Genomic DNA, 18,002 nt, shown 5'->3' on the forward strand with positions numbered 1-18,002 from the left:
ATGTTCCCACGGACATTATCAGCCGGTGTGGTGGCACTGGCCTTTTGCGCACTGGTGCACCTGGCTCAGGCGAATCAATCCCCCCAGCAAATTATCCAGATTCATCAGCAACACAAGCAGTCGGGCAATCAGCTCGACTATCATCCCGACAACAGCGAACCCCAGTCATTTGCGTTATCGGCTGGTGGCGCGGTGAGTATCAATAATCAATCTGGGCAACTGCAAATCCAAACTCTTGACCACACCCAGCCGCAGCGATTGCTGGTGCGTTTAAAAGATCAGGCGGTCAGACCCTATCTCAAGCAGCAGCGCGAGCAAATGCGAGCGACGGGCAAGCTGTCGCGCGCGCAGCAACAACTGCTGGGAAAATCCACCCAAAGCCAGTTGCAACGCGTACAAAAAAGCCAGAGTCAATTGCTGGGCGAATTGCGCAAACAGAAGCTGATGCAGCAGATGCACGGGCAATTTACACAGTTAACCAATACGCTGAGCATCACTGCCGAAGCAAACAGCATTGAGCGGATCCGCCGATTGCCACAGGTGGCTGCGGTGTACCCGGATACCCGGATAAAAGCCTTTCTGGCTGAAAGTGTGGGTATTACCAAGGCGCCGCAGCTGTGGGCAATGCGCGACAGCCAGGCGCGCGAGGTCACCGGCCAAGGGGTGACAGTGGCGGTGCTGGATACGGGGATTGATTACACCCATCCCGATTTGGGCGGGTGTATCGGAACCGGCTGCAAGGTGGCTGGGGGGCACAATTTTGTTGAAGGGGAGGACGTCACCAATCCTATCGACAAACACGGTCACGGCACCCATGTGGCGGGCATCATTGCAGCCAAGGGCACCCTCACCGGTATGGCACCCGATGTGACCCTCTATGCCTATAAGGTGTTGAGCGATCAGGGCTGGGGCATGGAAAGCGGCATTGTTGCGGCGCTGGAAAAAGCCGTTGATCCCGATGGAAACCCGCTGACGGATGACCAGATTGATATAGTTAATATGAGTTTGGGAGGCTCGGGAGCGCCCGACTCGCCTATCTCGGAAGCCGCAAACAACGCCATGGCTGCAGGGGTAGTGGTAGTGGTAGCGGCGGGCAATAGCGGTAGCTCCTATTCCACCATAGGTTCACCGGGAAATGCTGAACAGGTGTTGACGGTGGGCGCTAGCGATAACAACGGCGCTATCGCCGGTTTTAGCTCACGTGGGCCAATTTCTGGCAAGGCTTATGTAAAGCCGGAATTGGTAGCGCCGGGTGTGGAGATCAACTCGGCCAAGCCCGGCGGCAGTTATGTTCGGCTCAGTGGAACCAGTATGGCCACTCCCCACGTGGCGGGTGGCGCTGCATTGTTAAAGCAGCTTTATCCCAACCTGACCCCAGCCGAACTTAAAACTCTGTTGATTAATACCGGTAGTGATTTGGGGCAGGATGTGTTCACACAGGGCGCAGGGATGATGGATCTGGCGCAAGCTGCAAGTGCCAAGTTGTTGGTAAGTCCAGCGCTTTTGTCGGCTGGATCAGTGAATCTTGCGCAGCCGAGCTGGTCGGCAAATCTGTCACTGACGTTGAAAAATATCAGCAGCAACTCGCTCAAGGTGGCGACAACCGCGCCGGTGGTATTTCCCCAAGGCGCCAGCGGGTTGGTTGACCCAGCGGGTGAACAGGAGTTGGCGGCGGGTGAGCAAACCACGGTGAAGCTGCAGTTATTAGTCGATACCCAGACCTTGCCCTTTGCCGACAGTGCGACCTTGCATCATGAAGTGGTTGCCAATGTTCGTTATTCCGAAACCGATATACGGCTGCCACTGGTATTTGCCAAAGCCGCCCGGCTCAATGTGGAGTTCGATGCGCCGCTCTTTCTGCTGCATGTGATCAATGACGATGGAAGTTATGGCAGTGTGGAGTATTTCAATAGTTGCACCGATGCGCCAACCAATTTCGGGCTCGATCTCAAGCCGGGTACTTACCATCTGGCGGCCACTTTCTATGGCGAAGGCTGCAGTCTGGATTCGCTGGTGTTCAAGGAAGATATTCAACTGGTGGATAGTGTCACCACCAAACTGGAGCGAGCCAGTGCAATCCACGAAATAGCGATTAGTTCAGTGACAGGGTTGGACGGTAGCTCTATCCCCTTGGATGGCATGAATACAAAGACTCAGTTGATCGAATGGCGGATGGCTGATGTTCCCCAAGGCAGCGTGCTGTTTTTGGGTGGCAGCGGCAAAAGAATTTTGCGTGTATCGGAGCTCTCTGAGAGCGTTCAGATAGCGGCGACAGCGCTGTTCTCACTGAGAGAAACAAGCCCTGGGGTGACGGGTGAGTATTATTTGTTGTCGGCCTTTTACAGGGATGGCATTCGTTCATCTCAGTATCTTGATCTGGATTTGCGCACTGCCGGTGGCGTTGATTTTACCTATGCTGATCTGGATAAGTTGGCGGGGGGTGTCAGGTTCTCCCAAGGGTTGAGCCAGCTGCGCTCTACCTTTGACTTCGTCGCTTTTGGCACCTACTGGAGTAGTGGGACTGTCTACAACCAGCCGATATCAGCAAAACTCTATGCCAATATCTCCACTCTGGAAAAAGGCGAGTGGTACCCGACGATGGGGGTGGAGCGTTTGAGTGATGATCCTTTTGCGTGGAACCTGCAACTAATGAATACGGGCTCCCTTGCCTTTACGGATTCCCAATCCTTTACCAAGCTGCGCGGTGTATTCAGTACCCCGGATGCGACCAACTACCGCAGTTCTGGTCGGGCTATCACCGTTGCAGATGGCGCCTACTTCACAGCTCCCGCCTTTTACTTCAATAGTTGGGCTAACGAGTTACAGATTCAGAGCATGTCTGAGCCCTACTGGTTTGGCGGTAATTACACCATCCAGCGCGATGCCCAGCAGAATAGCTTTTTTGATCTCATGTCCTATCGACTCTTGTGCGATGGACAGTTAAATACCAGCTCGGAAACCAGTGGTGGCACATTTAATCTCCCTCTTGGCGCGGGCACCTGTAGCAATCTGCTGTTCGAGCTGGATCAGCCGACGCGCTTTCTGGGGGTGGTAAGTCCATCTAAGATGCTTCTGGAGTTGGACACCAGCCTATTGCAAGGGCAAACAACCTACCTGCTAAAGGAGTTCCCCGAACAGTTGCGGTTCCTTAACGACGGTGTTCCCAGTCGGGTTCTGAACGGCAGCGATTTGGCAATCGAATTGAGCATGCTCAGTATGAGCAGTGAGGTGGCCAGTGAAAGTGAAGCTCCGGAGATGGAATATCGGCTGAGTGGCTCGGCTGATTGGGTTCCTTTGGCGTTAAGCCGGGAGAATGGGCGCTACCTTGCCAAGCTCCCGGTAATTCCTGGGGCAGTAAAAGCGTCGCTAAGGATTAGTCTTGGCGATACACAAAAAGGGGTAAAACTGGTGCAGACGCTAGAGGAGATTGTTGAATTGGGTCAGGGGGCAAGTGGTCTTGTACTTGCTCCACCGAGCTTTGATCCGCTACCGCTCTTGACGGTCGAAGCGACTGCATTAGAGACGGCTTATAGCTTGCCACCCGTATTTGCCCGAGATGTAAAAGATGGCCAGATAGCAGCTGTCACGTCCAACATCGGACCTTACAGTATTGGTACCCACTCGATCTATTGGCGGGCTACCAACTCGGTCGGGAAAATCGCCACCAGTCTGCAAACCCTTGAGGTGCGTGACACTACCGCTCCAGTGATCCAAATACCCGCCAATATCACGGTCGATGCAACAGGAATGCTAACGGATGTCCCCCAGCCAGAAGTTAAGGCTTACGATTTGGTCGATGGTGAAATTACGGCTTGGACAATCGATTGGAAACCCTTCCCGGTCGGGACTAATTATGTGATCTGGAATGCGAGCGACTCCCGGTATAATCTGTCATACATAACGCAAACCATCACAGTAAAAGCAGCTGCAGCGAGTAGTCAGGCTCAGTCATCCAGCAGCAAAGCAGCGGTTAATTCCGGTGGGGGAAGTGGCTCGGGGGGCGGTGGTGGTTTGATGGGGATCTGGATGCTAATACTGTGTGGGGTTTTGGCAGGAACCGCCACTCGCCAACGGTACCGGCGATCAGGCGATAAGATATAAATAACCAACAAAAAACGGCCATCTAGTGGCCGTTTTTTTATTGCAAATCGGTCTGTGTTATTCGCAGGTCTGATCAATCACTTTCTGCGTGGCTATCCGCTGCTGCACCTTATCCTCTTCAGTCAGCGGTACTACAATCCCTTGCTCATTCGTGGTTCTTATCCGGGCAACCGTATTCAGGATATTCAGATTTTCTTTTGCTGCGGCACAGCGCTTAGGGTCTTTGAGTGCGGCCGCCTGTACTGCTCGTGGATCCTCAGCGGGCGGTGTAGGTTCTGCTTTGGGCTGAGAGGCCGCAATTTGTGCAGGTGTTGGATCGCTGTGACCTGTGCGAGTTTGTACTAATGTAGCCTTGACATCTTTTGGTGGGCGTTCGCCGTAATGAACCGTGCCTTTGCTGTCGGTCCAGGTGTACACCTTCTCTTTTGCGAACCCCTGCTGGCTGAGCATTACGCCAACAAGCGCTATGCCGGCCAATTTTACGATATGCGAAAACTTCATGAAGCTTGCCCTTATTGCTTGATGCGAATGCAGCAACTATAGACCTAATGCGCAAGGAGCGAAACCGCGACAGGGAAAACTGTGAGCGAGTGCAAGCTCGTGGCTACCTGCCCCTAACCTCTATACTTCCCTGGATCGATGCATAAAAAATCATCATTCCGGCGTTAATTTCTTGACTTTGAACCATATCTTGCGAAAATTGCCAGTCCTCCAGATGGCTGGCAGATGACCGATAAGCTCGGGTACTCATCTGCTTCCCGCCAAGTCACCCTCTTGGCGAACCCTCTGCTGGCGATGCTCCTACCAGAGCATCACCTTAGAAAGCCGCTGTTTACCTGCACGGTTTTCGCTGATCCGATCCTGACCTTGCCGGGTTTTGATCGTGGATCATTCACGGTGTTGGCCTGCCCTAAGTGCCAATACTTTCCTGTGTGATTCTTTACCGCCTCAACTATCGGCTGTAGCAGCCTCTTGGTAAAAGACACACGCGCATATGCGATTCACATCCTAAAAGGGGAATTATCGTGGAAATGCTTTCAGGCGGAGATATGCTCATCCGCGCTCTGAAAGACGAAGGCGTTGAATACGTTTTCGGCTATCCGGGCGGCGCGGCACTGCATATTTACGATGCCATCTTTCGTCAAAAAGACGTTAAACACATTCTTGTTCGCCACGAACAAGCGGCCACCCATGCTGCCGACGGTTACGCGCGTGCGACCGGCAAAGTGGGCACCGTACTGGTGACTTCCGGCCCAGGCGCGACCAATGCCATCACCGGCATTGCGACGGCCTATATGGATTCTATTCCGATGGTTGTCATCTCTGGTCAGGTGCAAAGCCACTTGATCGGTGAGGACGCCTTTCAGGAAACCGACATGGTGGGTATCTCCCGCCCGATCGTAAAACACAGTTTTATGATCAAACACGCGAGCGAAATTCCTGAAGTCGTGAAAAAGGCTTACTACATCGCCGCGACCGGTCGCCCCGGCCCTGTGGTTATCGATGTGCCTAAAGATCTCACTCATCCGGCCTACACCTTCCCTTACGAGTATCCCGAGAAGGTTAAGCTGCGCTCCTATACTCCAGCGACTCGCGGTCACTCAGGCCAGATCAAAAAAGCGGTGCAATTGCTGCTCGGCGCCAAGCGCCCGATGATCTATTCCGGCGGTGGTGTAGTGCAGGGCAATGCCTCGCATCTGCTCAAAGAATTAGTTGAGTTGCTGAATTATCCCGTGACCAATACTCTCATGGGCTTGGGTGCATATCCGGGTACCGGCAAAAACTTCCTCGGTATGCTCGGCATGCACGGCACTTACGAAGCCAACACCGCCATGCATCATAGCGATGTGATTCTTGCCGTGGGCGCGCGTTTTGATGACCGTGTGACCAACACCGTAAGCAAGTTCTGCCCGAACGCAAAAATTATTCATATCGATATTGATCCTGCATCGATTTCCAAAACCGTTACTGCCGATGTACCTATCGTCGGTGCGGTTGATAGCGTGCTGGGCGAAATGCTCACACTTGTCAAAGAGAGCGATGAAAAACCGGATGCAGAAGCACTTGCATCCTGGTGGGAACAAATTAACGATTGGCGCGAGCGTCACGGCATCTACACCAAAAATCGTTTTGATACGACCAGCGATAAAATCAAACCGCAAGAAGTTATCCAGGCGATTTGGGAAGTGACCAAAGGCGATGCTTACGTCACCTCCGATGTGGGCCAGCACCAAATGTTTGCCGCGCAATATTATTTGTTCGACAAACCGCGCCGTTGGATTAACTCCGGTGGTCTCGGCACTATGGGCTTTGGTTTGCCTGCAGCGATGGGCGTACAAATGGCGCATCGCGATGCGACCGTCGTTTGCGTAACCGGCGAAGGCTCAATTCAAATGTGTATCCAAGAACTTTCTTGCTGCACGCAATATCATTTGCCGGTAAAAATTATCTGCCTCAATAACCAAGCCCTCGGCATGGTTCGCCAATGGCAAGACATGCAGTACTCCAGCCGCTACGCTGAAAGTCTGTATGAAGATTCATTGCCCGACTTCGTCAAATTAGCGGAAGCTTACGGTCATGTCGGAATTCGTGTGACCAAAAAAGAAGAGCTGAAAGCGAAATTAGCAGAGTGTTTTGCATTGAAAGACCGCGTGGTATTTATGGATATCATGGTTGATCAATCTGAACACGTTTACCCAATGCAAGTTGCGCCCAATGGTTCTATGCGCGATATGTTGCTAAGCAAAACGGAGCGCACCTAATATGAGACGCATCATTTCTGTATTAGTTGAAAACGCTCCCGGCGCTTTGTCCCGCGTTGTTGGTTTGTTTTCCCAGCGCGGCTACAACATTGAAAGCCTGACCGTTGCACCAACCGAAGACGAAACCCTGTCGCGTTTGACGCTGACAACTTTGGGCGATGATCACAAAATCGAACAAATCACCAAACACCTCAATAAATTAATTGATGTGGTTAAGTTGGTGGATTTGACCGAAGGTTCGCATATCGAACGCGAACTCATGCTGATCAAAGTCAAAGCATCAGGTGCACAGCGCGCAGAAGTAAAACGCTGCGTGGATATTTTCCGCGGTCAAATCGTGGATGTCACCAGCACCCTCTACACCATCCAAATCACCGGTGCGAGCGACAAACTCGACGCGTTTTTACAAGCCGTCGGCGATGCTTCTATCATCGAAGTAGTACGCACCGGCGTGTGCGGTATTTCTCGCGGTGAGAAGGTGTTGAGTTTGTAAGTTGCAAATTGCAGCCTGATTAAAAAAGGCCGATACTCGCCCGAGTATCGGCCTTTTTGCTGTTGATAATGTAAAAACAGAGAGATTGTGGTAAATGCGCGAATTTATTTTAAATTGCAATCTATTCGAAATCGCAGGCGTCGGCCTCGCATTTTTCGGTGGGATTTATTTATTGTTTGGTGCGCTCAGTTTGATGCTTGCCCAACAATTGCTGCCGCGTTTACATATCGGTTGCCAGCTCGATCCTCGCCCGCTGGGGGATGGACAGTTGCGGCGGGAGTTGTTGTTGTCTGCAAGCTCGATTGGGATTTTTGGGGTGGGGATGATTTTTCCTTGGGGGTTGCTGCAGCTGGGTTGGGCTAAGTTGGCGATAAATCCTTCGGGTTTGCAAATTGCGGTTGAAATTTTTGTGTTGATTATCTGGAATGAAATCCATTTTTATATCAACCACTGGTTGTTGCACACACGCTGGTTGCGGCAGTTTCATTTGCCGCATCATCGCTCGGTGGTGACAACACCCTGGTCAACCTATGCATTTCATCCGGTTGAGGCGATGATGCTGGGCAATGTGATTTTATTGCCCATGATGGTGCATGATTTTAGTGTGTATGCACTTTTCTCCGTACCCTTGTTTAGTTTGTTGTTTAACAGCATCGGCCATTCCAATTTTGATTTTAATCCCCGTTCGCCGCGCGTGATTTTTAACGGCGCGCGTCGCCACCATTTGCATCATGCCTGTTTTAATGGCAACTACGGTTTCATGTTTCCGTTTATGGATTGGATTTTTAAAACTGCTTTGCCTGCAGATGCCGCGGATAAACAAATCAATCGCTGGCGGGTGCGCTAACTTTTATGCGTAACTGGCGCGATTGGCAGAGCATCGTCTATTTGCTGGTGTTGCCATTATTGGTGCTATGGCAATGGCAGCAGGGATTTAGTTGGCCGTTGTATTTACTGGAATTATTTTTAACCTTGGGTGTGGGGGTGATTCACCATAACCATACCCATTTGCGCATCTGGACTTCTCGCCGGTTAAATCGTTTTACGGATTTATGGATTACCCTTTTGCAGGGTCATCCGACTTTTGTGTTTTATCCTTCCCATATTGCCAATCATCATCGCTATCAGCACGGTGAGCGGGACATAACCCGTACCTATCGTTTTAATACGCCAGGTGCACGTGGCGACACTAATCATCTGCTGGGTTATTTGTTGCATCCGCTACAGGCAATTTCAGTCTTATATCCGGAATTTATTGTTTATTTAAAGCGCCGCTACAAATCCCAGCGGGCATATTTTTATTATTGTGTATTGCAGTATCTTCTCGTTATGGGTTTATGGCTGGCTTTGGCGATAATTGATTGGGAAAAATGGTTGGTGCTAGTGCTAATCCCGCAGCTGCATGGTCTTCACTGGTTGTTGGCGACCAATTATCTCCAACATGCACATGCCGATGGCTCTGGCAAAAATTTACAGTTCGCACGCAATTTTTATGGTTTCCTTAACCCACTGTTATTTAATATCGGGTTACATACCGCGCATCACCAGCACCCGCGCGCGCATTGGTCGGGGTTGCCGGAATTACATCAGGGTTATGCCGCGCAGATCCATCCCGCGCTGCATGAAAAAAGTTTGCTGCGTTATATGCTGCGCACTTATCTATTGGCGTTACTGCACCCATACTGGCGCAGCCGCTCGCTTCATTACAAGGACTAATTTATGCCCACCCGTTTTAATCGTGTTTATATTCAATCGGCGGGCTATCACCTGCCAGGCGAGCCGGTCAATAATCAGGATATGGATGATTTTATTGCGCCGATTAATCGCATATCGCTACGCATCAAAAATAAAATTCTGGCGGAAAACGGTATCCAAACTCGCCATTACGCGATTGATAAAAATGGCGAGACAGTGACTTCGCATACGCAGCTTGCGGCCAATGCCATTCACGATTGTTTGGCGCGCGCCAACGCGAATTTAAGTGATGTGAGTTTGCTCTCGGTGGGCTCATCGGGAAGCGATGCATTGATTCCGGGTTTTGCGGCTATGGTGCAAGGTGAGTTGGGTGCGCCGCCGATGGAAACCTTATCGAGCCTTGGTGTGTGCGCTGCAGGTATTTCCGCATTGGCTTACGCTGCACAATCTGTCGAGCTTGGTGCGCATCAACACGCTTTGGTTGCGACAGCGGAAATGCCATCGCGCATTTTCAAAAAAAGCCGCTTTGCACCGCGCGGTTACAGCAGCGATTTTGATGCGCATTTTTTGCGTTGGATGTTATCTGACGGCGCAGGTGCAGTATTGCTTACCGACGCACCACAAGCAAAAAATGGTGTGCGCTTAAAAATAAACTGGATTCATCAAAAAAGTTTTGCGGGCGATTATCCGGTTTGTATGCAACTTGGTTTAACCGAGGATCGCAGCAAATCCTTTCTCGATTTTCCGTCATCCAGCGAGGCGGAAGCGGCGGGAGCGCTATCGCTGCGGCAGGATATTCGTCTACTACCGCATTTGTTTGATGTAAGCATCCACGAATACGTAAAACTGGTGCGCGATGGTTGGGTGACTTCAGATGAAATTGATCATTTCCTCTGCCATTACTCATCTGCACGTTTTATTCCAGTGGTGGAAGAACTCTTGGATAAAGCGGGTTTAACGATTCCGCGTGAACGCTGGTACAGCAATTTAACCACGCGCGGCAATACCGGTTCGGCATCCATTTTTATTATGCTCGCTGAATTTCTCGATGCGCATCAAGTTAAACCGGGCGAGAAAATATTTTGTTTTATTCCCGAGTCAGGTCGTATGACAGCGGCCTATATGTTGATTGAAGTGGAGGCAGCTGATACGCCTTTGGTTGCTAATCTTGCTCCGGTAATTAGATCGATAACGTCAGAAAAAAACGCGCTGCCAGATATTGCAGCACCTCATGACCCACGATCCGCTCCACAACACTTACAAAGCGTATTAACGACGCTTGCGGGAATCTGGCACGACTATCGTTCGCAAGTATGGCGCAGCCCGATTATCCACAAATTGGTGAGCCAGCAATTTGCGTTGGAAGATTATCGCCATTGGACTGCGCAATGGGTGCCGCAAGTGCGCGAGGGTAGTAAGTGGATGCGCGAAGCCGTTGCATCGCTCACGGGTAGCTATGCTGATCTTGCTGCATTGATTGAAACCCACGCGGGTGAAGAGCAAAACGATTTTAAAATTTTGTACGACGATTATTGCGCGGCAGGTGGAACTGAACCGCTCGATAATTTACGCCGCAATCCCGGCGGTGAAGCCTTGAATAGTTATTTACATTCACTTGCAGCGACAGCCAATCCGATTGGTTTGTTGGGCGCAATTTATATCATTGAAGGCACCGGTCAGCGTATTGTTCCTGCACTCTTGCCTTTGCTGCGCAAACAAGTGGATTTGCCTGCAAGTGCATTTCGCTTTTTGGAATACCACGGTGCGAATGATGAGCATCACCTCGCGCGTTGGTTGGCGGCAGTTGAACTGGTGATGGCGATCGATCCTAAGGCCGCAAACGCAATTATTATCACTGCCAAGCGCACGGCACAGCTTTATCTCATGCAGTTCGAACATATTCTGGAGTCATAGCGAATGGATAATGTAGAAAAAACAGAAAAGCCCCCAAAATTTTTGCAATCCGAATTTGATCCGCGCGACCCGAGTCCTTGGCTCGCGTTGTATTTGGATCAAAGTACACCGTTGCCAGACCATGTTAAAAAGGCGTGGCTCGCGGATTCAGAAACTCCCTCGCGCCAATTTCTGTTGCCCTTTGTGCGCCCCATAGCGCGCACGCTGATTGTATTAATCCAAATTGTTAAAGTGGTGGTGCCACGCAACTGGGCGGCATCCAAACTACTGCATTGGATTCTCGCTACAGGGCTGAAATATTTTGTTCGCCCGGAGGCTAACTGGTTGGTGCTGCGCCATTTTCATATGGGCGCGCAGATTCTGGAATTTATAGCCGCCAACGCACCGGTTGCTGTAGAAACCTCTCTGCTCAAGCCGATGAATCTGGATGATTTAAAAGATGAGCTGTTTTTAAAACACGACTTGAATCTGTTTAATTTTGTGATTCGTTTGGGTAAGGCACTGCGTGATGCGGATAAAAAATTGGTGCCAGTTGCTCGGCCAGATTTCAGTATGATCAAAGAACCAGAAATAACTCTGGATTCTATGCCACGCGGAAAGCTGAACGGAATCGATCTGCAAACCGCCATCGAAATGTTTACGCCCACCTACCAACTATTTTTAACTGATAACGATTTTTGGCGAGCATCCAATTCCTTGCAGTTAGATGAAACCATCGGTTTGTATGTGGCAACCATTTTAAACTCGCCGCAACATTTGGTGTTACTTAATAACAAGCACCCACTTGTGCCGATGAGCACCTTGCGCGCTGGCTATCGTTTGGTGTTGCACGGTTTATCAACGGAAATGTTGCACGCGTTGTTGATGGATTTGAAAAAAGCACAAGCTGAGCACCATTCCCCCGATTACAGTGTTAATCAATCGACTTCGGTCGTTGATGCAAACTAAATGGGAGTCTAATGCGCAATATTTTTTCGATAGTTGATTTCTCTGCTCCATCGCACGAAGTTGCGCCGCAGTTGATCGGCACGCAATTTTTTGTGAATGGAGTAGGTGGAATTATTGTTGAAGTAGAAGCTTACGATCAGTCCGAGCCAGCATCCCACACATTTTCTGGCCCGAGTGCGCGCAATGCTTCCATGTATGGTCCGCCCGGCTGCGCCTATGTTTATCGCTCATACGGCATTCACTGGTGTTTGAATTTTGTTTGCTCACCTGAGGGGCATGGTGCAGGTATTTTGATTCGCGCGATTCAACCCACCAAAGGGTTAGAGATCATGCGCGCGCGTCGCGGTGTTGAGGCTGAACGTTTGCTCTGCTCGGGGCCGGGGCGTGTGGGGCAGGCATTGGAAATCTTACACGCCTTTAATGGTCGCTCCCTTGCGAAAAAACCTTTCACGTTGTTGCCTGCCATTGCGCCGGTTGATGTAATTCAGGGGTCGAGAGTTGGTATTTCCAAAGCCATGGATTTGCAATGGCGGTTTGGTTTGGCTGGCTCGCCGTTTTTAAGTAAACCGTTTCGTTAATGTGTTTTGTATTCAGCTGAATATAAATCTTGGCTCAGATAGTTGATAAATATAATCACCCGGATTTTATAGTTGAATCTGGCAAATATCTGCTGCAGAAAAGCAACTGAAGCCTAGTGAATTGGTTGCGGCATCGTAATCAAAAGGTTTTTTAGTATAAGGGTTTTTGTGGTGTGATGATTTAATCGCCGCTGGCCAATCTTGCTTTGCAATCGTTTTTAATTCCAGCTGTAAGGCTACTAACGAGTAGATTCCCGCTAAGTCATGCGCACGGCCAATATAGGGAGCATATTGCCAGTTTTTCGCAAGATTAATTTTTCCACCTAGATTGTAAGGATTAAAACGCGAAAATATTAATGCTGTTGTGGGCGTTTGCGCGTGCTCATAAAACTCCACCGATGACATTTGGTTGAGCGCAAAAGCCGGTTTTAGTGTTTGTCGATAAAACCAGTTAGTCGCTGCAACAGGCTGTGTTAATGTCCACAAAATAATGGATTCGCCTTCAGGTATGGCTTTGGGGGCCGTTTGCCAGTTTTCTGCACCAAAGCGGAGTTCAGATACCAGCACTTTTTCCAAATTTACTTCTTGGATAGTTAGCGGTTTTAATAACGCTTGCAGATGCTGTAACTGCGTGCTGGACAACGCACTCTCTTGTTTTATTGCATGGGAAAGCGCTGCTACATTTCTGTACAAGCTGGAGATGGCTACCATGCGCCCAAGTGTCGTGTGGCTATCGGCGAGCGCCATTCGCCAAAAACGCATGTCTTCCTCACTATTGGCAAGCAACCCATCAAGTCCCTGTGTTTGATAGGCACTGGTTTGACTTAATTTGCCTAGCTGCATTAGCAGGGAATAATTTGGCAGAGGCGAGGTGTAATCCATTAAGCGGGTTTCCTCAATTAAGTGAGGAAGCTGAATAATCCTGCGATAGCGCTCAAGTTGGGTAATAAGACGCGGGTGGATGAGCGGGGTTTGTTTGACATCGGTCATTAATTCGCTAAAACAATTGGTTTGTTTGCGCGGAGTACAATCGGCTGCAGGATAAGCAGTTTGCCATTCTGCGTCCCATTTTTCATCGCCGCCATAAAGAATAGTTCTTTCGTCCTGGGTCAGGTTTGCGAATTCACCCTTGGCATGTTTTGATTGCAGGCTTTGGATGACAGATTTTCCTACTGCATCAGGATCTTTCCCGGTTGCGGCTGATATACCATAGAGGGGGTAGATGGCATTACCGTTTATATTGGGGTTGGGAGGATTACTTAAACGCTCGGTAATTTCCGGTAATAATTTTTCATCAAAAATCGACAGGTTGGGGATGAATATAATCGCTAGCGCTAATCCAATAACGAATGTGGTGCGCGTGATTACCTTAAATAATATTGATCTTGCGTGACTCATGGGCTTCTCCTCAATAAATGACACTGTAACTCTCGCATAAGCTTCACGAAAGCATATGAGGAAAACCTCCGCAAAACCCCGACGCGCCAAGTCCTCATATTGCGGGGGATCTTTAAATTGCTAAACTGCATGCATGACAAACAATAACCCAATGAATTACACCTCATTTAATTGTGCTGCGCTTGAGTTTGATCTGGTGTTGGGCACGGTGAAAAACACCCTTGGTGAAACCCAACGCTTAAGTCCTATCAATTTAAAACTGCTGACGCATTTGGTTGTTCGTCAAGGTGAAGTGATAAGTCGCGCCGAGCTATTTGACGCAATTTGGCCGAACCAGATTGTGAGTGATGATGTATTGACTCGTGCCGTATCGGATGTGCGCACGCAACTCGCCAAATTGGATGTATCAACGAAGTTTATAGAAACACTTCCCAAGCGCGGTTATCGCTGGATGGTTGCGATATGTCCGGTCAGTGAGCAGACACTGGTAGTCCCACCGGCTCCGCATACATTATCGATACGGAATGAGCAGGAGTTGCCGCTGCTTGTTTCCAATCGAATGCGTCGCCAATTTGCAAATGTGTTGTTTTATATCGTCGCTGTGCTTTTATTGGCTGGCGGGATTATGTGGCTTATTGGCCAGTCCATGACCAATCAGATTAATATCGCTGTATTACCCACTGGTTATGATCGCCCGCAGATGAACGCAGTCGCAAAAGTAGTGGATGAGAATCTATTACGTGTGCTGCGGAATAATCCTCGTATAAAACTCATCTCCAAGTCCGCCATAGATTCGCGCCCACAAAATCCTTTTCCTTATTTTTTCAGTGAGTTTGGCGCTAAGTGGGTAATTGAAAGTCGCGTAAGTGATTTGGATGGGATTAATCGCGTGGAGTTAAGTGTGGTGGATGCGCGCACGGGCTTGGAATTGCGCAATGCCAGTTTTGATGCGGCCAGCAACACCGGGTTGCTGACCAAGCTTGCCAATAAATTGGAGACACATTTGTTAATAGACGATGTTGGCTATTAGTGGTGTTTGCGATCAAGGTTTACTTGTCATTCGCCAGCTGCAACCAAAACGCATTCACAATCGGGCTTTTCAAGCGTTTTTCCATCACACAAATACCGGTGTCGTAAGGGCCTAAATCCGGCTGCGGATCAAAGCGTTTTACTTTGTTTGCGAGCGGGCTGTTATCCACCACAATTTGAGGCGCAACGCCCACGCCGAATCCCAAGCTCACCATGCTCACAATCGCCTCGTTGCCTTTCACTTCGGCGTAAATATTGGGTTTGATGCCGAGTGAATCGAACCAGATATTTAATCGCTCCCGCGCTAAACCCTCTTCGGGAATGATTACCGGAATATCCTTCCAGCTTTTACCTTGCCAATCTTCATTATTCGCGGTGATAAAAATCAGTGGCGAGCTGTTGATGGGTTTGAAGCTGATGCCTGCGGGCAATTTGTCGGGTTTGGCCGCGATGGCGATGTCTTCATCGCCCGCTAGAATCCGCTCAATCGATTGTGCTGGGTCTCCGGTGTGGAGTTTGATTGCAATGCCCGGATGTTTAACGCGGAACTCGGTGAGGATTTCATAAAGGAAGCTATAGCTTGCCGTCACCGAACAATAAATGCTGAGTTGGCCGCGCAGTTGATCGGCCTGCGCCTGTAGGGATTCTTGATATGTCTCCCACTGCTGGATGACTTCTTTCGCAAACCCTAAAAACTGTTCACCTTCGTGAGTGAGTATTACCGAGCGGTTGTCGCGTACAAAGAGGCTCACGCCTAAATCGTCTTCAAGCTGCTTGATGTTGCGGCTTAGTGTCGATGGGCTTACATGGCTGGCATTGGCGGCGCGACCAAAATGCAGGCTGTTGGCGAGATTACAAAATAGTCGGAGTTTAGTGATATCCATGATCGGGGATTAATAACCTTGTTGCATAAAATGAAATATTGAATTGCGAATATATCATTATACGCGATGACAGTGTTTCTCTACACTGACGGCCTTTTATCCAAGTCGCCTTGTGATTTCTTATTCTCAGGCGGTAATCATCCAAACAGGAGTCTGTTATGCACGTTTATTACGATAAAGATGCCGATCTTTCTATCATCCAAGGCAAAAAAGTAGCCATCATTGGTTACGGTTCGCAAGGTCACGCACACGCGTGCAACTTGAAAGATTCAGGTGTTGATGTGGTTGTTGGTCTGCGCGCTGGCTCTGCCACTGTTAAGAAGGCTGAAGCTCACGGCTTGAAAGTGACTGACGTTGCGACTGCTGTTAAGTCTGCTGACGTGGTAATGATCCTGACTCCGGACGAGTTCCAATCAAAACTTTATAAAGAAGAGATCGAGCCGAACATCAAGCAAGGCGCTACCTTGGCTTTCGCTCACGGTTTTGCGATTCACTACAACCAAGTAGTTCCACGTAAAGATTTGGATGTGATCATGATCGCGCCAAAAGCCCCTGGTCACACTGTGCGTTCTGAATTTGTGCGTGGCGGCGGCGTTCCTGATTTGATCGCGATTTTCCAAAACGCATCAGGTAAGGCGAAAGATACTGCTCTGTCGTACGCATCAGGCGTAGGTGGTGGCCGTACCGGTATCATCGAAACCACTTTCAAAGACGAAACTGAAACCGATTTGTTTGGCGAGCAAGCTGTTCTTTGTGGCGGTGCGGTTGAGTTGGTAAAAATGGGTTACGAAACTCTGGTTGAAGCAGGCTACGAGCCTGAAATGGCTTACTTTGAGTGCTTGCATGAACTCAAGCTGATCGTTGACCTGATGTTCGAAGGCGGTATCGCCAACATGAACTACTCCATCTCTAACAACGCTGAATACGGCGAATACGTGACTGGTCCTAAAGTGATCAACGAAGAGTCGCGCAAAGCTATGCGTCAAGCGCTGAAAGATATCCAAACTGGCGAATACGCCAAGAAGTTTATCCTTGAGGGTGCAACTAACTACTCTTCAATGACTGCCGCTCGTCGCAACAATGCGGCGCATGGTATCGAAGTTGTGGGTGCCAAGTTGCGCGCAATGATGCCTTGGATTCAGGCCAATAAAATCGTTGATCAATCCAAGAACTAATGGGTTGTTGGTGGGCATAAAAAACGCGGCTTAGGCCGCGTTTTTTGTTTCTTAGTGTGTAAAATGGCGCTCCCTCAATCGGAGAGATAATGATGAGCCAGCACGAGAATGATAGCTCCAAGCAAGAGCCGGTCGATAATGAAGGTCCGTTGCCGTTTGGTGATCTGGTTGAAGAGGTCTCGGAAAATGGCAAAAAGGTTCGTCATCGCGGTGTCTATCTGCTGCCCAATCTATTTACGACCGGCGCGCTGTTTTGCGGCTTTTACGCTATCGTCTCTGCGATGAATGGAAACTTTGCGCAGGCGGCGATTGCCATTTTCGGCTCTATGCTGCTCGACGGGATGGATGGGCGTGTAGCGCGTATGACTAATACGCAAAGTGCGTTTGGTGAACAGTACGATAGCCTTGCTGACATGGTCTCTTTTGGTGTCGCTCCTGCTCTCGTGGTGTTTAGCTGGGTGTTGCAGGATCTTGGTCGCTGGGGTTGGGCTGCCGCTTTCGTCTATACGGCCTGCGCGGCATTGCGCTTGGCTCGCTTCAATACGCAAATCGGCGTAGTCGATAAAAAATACTTTATGGGATTAGCGAGTCCAGCGGCGGCTTCTATTATCGCCGCAACAGTATGGGTGTGGTTTGATTCCAAGCCTGAGGGGGTTTGGGCTATAGGTGTTGCAGTATTGACGGCATTCTCTGGATTATTGATGGTATCGAATTTTCGCTACACCAGTTTTAAGGGTATTAACTTTCGTGGTCGCGTCCCTTTTGCATTTATGTTGTTGGTGGTGCTGGTTTTTGCGTCGCTCATTATTTATCAGGAGCAGGGTGTATTGGCGATAGCGGTGATATATGGATTATCAGCCCCCGTCATTTGGTTGTTTCATTTTGTTTCGGGCAAATCAAAATTGCCCAAAGTGTCCGAATAAAAGCCGCTAAGTTTGTTAATTAATCGCATTTGTAATTAAAGCGAAACAATCTCTAAAAAGTGCTTGCAGGGTCGTGGCCGGATTCGTATAGTGCGCGCCCTT

The 18,002-nt window shown here is 49.4% G+C and carries 14 protein-coding genes; 11 read left to right on the forward strand and 3 right to left on the reverse strand.

Annotated elements, in window-relative coordinates; translation table 11 throughout:
* Nucleotides 1-4,101, forward strand: a complete 4,101-nt coding sequence (locus tag B4E62_RS11700) for a S8 family serine peptidase (protein WP_331352188.1) — start codon at nt 1-3, stop codon at nt 4,099-4,101.
* A 57-nt stretch (nt 4,102-4,158) separates the two neighbouring features.
* Here the strand turns inward: B4E62_RS11700 and B4E62_RS11705 are convergent, their stop codons facing one another.
* Nucleotides 4,159-4,602: a DUF4124 domain-containing protein gene (locus B4E62_RS11705; protein WP_331352189.1), complete on the reverse strand. Its 444-nt coding sequence runs from the start codon at nt 4,600-4,602 to the stop codon at nt 4,159-4,161.
* Nucleotides 4,603-5,126: 524 nt separating this feature from the next.
* On the opposite strand from B4E62_RS11705, the gene B4E62_RS11710 reads away from it, so the two are divergent.
* The 7 genes from B4E62_RS11710 to B4E62_RS11740 all read left to right on the forward strand — a co-directional run bounded on the left by B4E62_RS11710 (nt 5,127) and on the right by B4E62_RS11740 (nt 12,491).
* The gene (locus B4E62_RS11710; RefSeq protein ID WP_331352190.1) at nt 5,127-6,863 is read left to right on the forward strand and encodes an acetolactate synthase 3 large subunit; all 1,737 of its coding nucleotides are present in this window, start codon (nt 5,127-5,129) and stop codon (nt 6,861-6,863) included.
* Between the two features lies 1 nt (nt 6,864).
* Entirely contained in the window at nt 6,865-7,356 is a 492-nt protein-coding gene (ilvN, locus tag B4E62_RS11715) for an acetolactate synthase small subunit (RefSeq protein ID WP_062061070.1), read from the forward strand.
* Nucleotides 7,357-7,450: 94 nt separating this feature from the next.
* On the forward strand, nt 7,451-8,203 hold the full coding sequence (locus tag B4E62_RS11720; RefSeq protein ID WP_331352191.1) for a sterol desaturase family protein: 753 nt from the start codon (nt 7,451-7,453) through the stop codon (nt 8,201-8,203).
* Between the two features lie 5 nt (nt 8,204-8,208).
* Nucleotides 8,209-9,072, forward strand: coding sequence for a fatty acid desaturase (locus tag B4E62_RS11725; protein WP_331352192.1), 864 nt, complete (start codon nt 8,209-8,211; stop codon nt 9,070-9,072).
* A gap of 3 nt (nt 9,073-9,075) precedes the next feature.
* Nucleotides 9,076-10,965, forward strand: coding sequence for an iron-containing redox enzyme family protein (locus B4E62_RS11730; RefSeq protein ID WP_331352193.1), 1,890 nt, complete (start codon nt 9,076-9,078; stop codon nt 10,963-10,965).
* A gap of 3 nt (nt 10,966-10,968) precedes the next feature.
* A complete protein-coding gene (locus B4E62_RS11735; protein WP_331352194.1) occupies nt 10,969-11,913 on the forward strand; it encodes a DUF6999 family protein in 945 nt (314 codons plus the stop codon).
* A gap of 11 nt (nt 11,914-11,924) precedes the next feature.
* Nucleotides 11,925-12,491, forward strand: coding sequence for a DNA-3-methyladenine glycosylase (locus tag B4E62_RS11740; protein WP_331352195.1), 567 nt, complete (start codon nt 11,925-11,927; stop codon nt 12,489-12,491).
* Nucleotides 12,492-12,557: 66 nt separating this feature from the next.
* Here the strand turns inward: B4E62_RS11740 and B4E62_RS11745 are convergent, their stop codons facing one another.
* Complete coding sequence (locus B4E62_RS11745; protein ID WP_331352196.1) at nt 12,558-13,889, reverse strand: hypothetical protein; 1,332 nt, start codon at nt 13,887-13,889, stop codon at nt 12,558-12,560.
* A 133-nt stretch (nt 13,890-14,022) separates the two neighbouring features.
* Here B4E62_RS11745 and B4E62_RS11750 point away from each other — a divergent pair, with 133 nt between their 5' ends.
* The gene (locus tag B4E62_RS11750) at nt 14,023-14,919 is read left to right on the forward strand and encodes a winged helix-turn-helix domain-containing protein (RefSeq protein WP_331352197.1); all 897 of its coding nucleotides are present in this window, start codon (nt 14,023-14,025) and stop codon (nt 14,917-14,919) included.
* Nucleotides 14,920-14,938: 19 nt separating this feature from the next.
* Here the strand turns inward: B4E62_RS11750 and ilvY are convergent, their stop codons facing one another.
* Nucleotides 14,939-15,802: an HTH-type transcriptional activator IlvY gene (gene ilvY, locus B4E62_RS11755; RefSeq protein WP_331352198.1), complete on the reverse strand. Its 864-nt coding sequence runs from the start codon at nt 15,800-15,802 to the stop codon at nt 14,939-14,941.
* A 158-nt stretch (nt 15,803-15,960) separates the two neighbouring features.
* On the opposite strand from ilvY, the gene ilvC reads away from it, so the two are divergent.
* Both ilvC and pssA read left to right on the forward strand, forming a co-directional pair.
* Nucleotides 15,961-16,977, forward strand: a complete 1,017-nt coding sequence (ilvC, locus tag B4E62_RS11760) for a ketol-acid reductoisomerase (protein ID WP_007640245.1) — start codon at nt 15,961-15,963, stop codon at nt 16,975-16,977.
* A gap of 92 nt (nt 16,978-17,069) precedes the next feature.
* The gene (pssA, locus tag B4E62_RS11765; protein WP_331352203.1) at nt 17,070-17,900 is read left to right on the forward strand and encodes a CDP-diacylglycerol--serine O-phosphatidyltransferase; all 831 of its coding nucleotides are present in this window, start codon (nt 17,070-17,072) and stop codon (nt 17,898-17,900) included.
* Nucleotides 17,901-18,002 lie beyond the last annotated feature (102 nt).

It is taken from the genome of Cellvibrio sp. UBA7671 (assembly GCA_002483145.1).
GTDB lineage: Bacteria > Pseudomonadota > Gammaproteobacteria > Pseudomonadales > Cellvibrionaceae > Cellvibrio > Cellvibrio fibrivorans.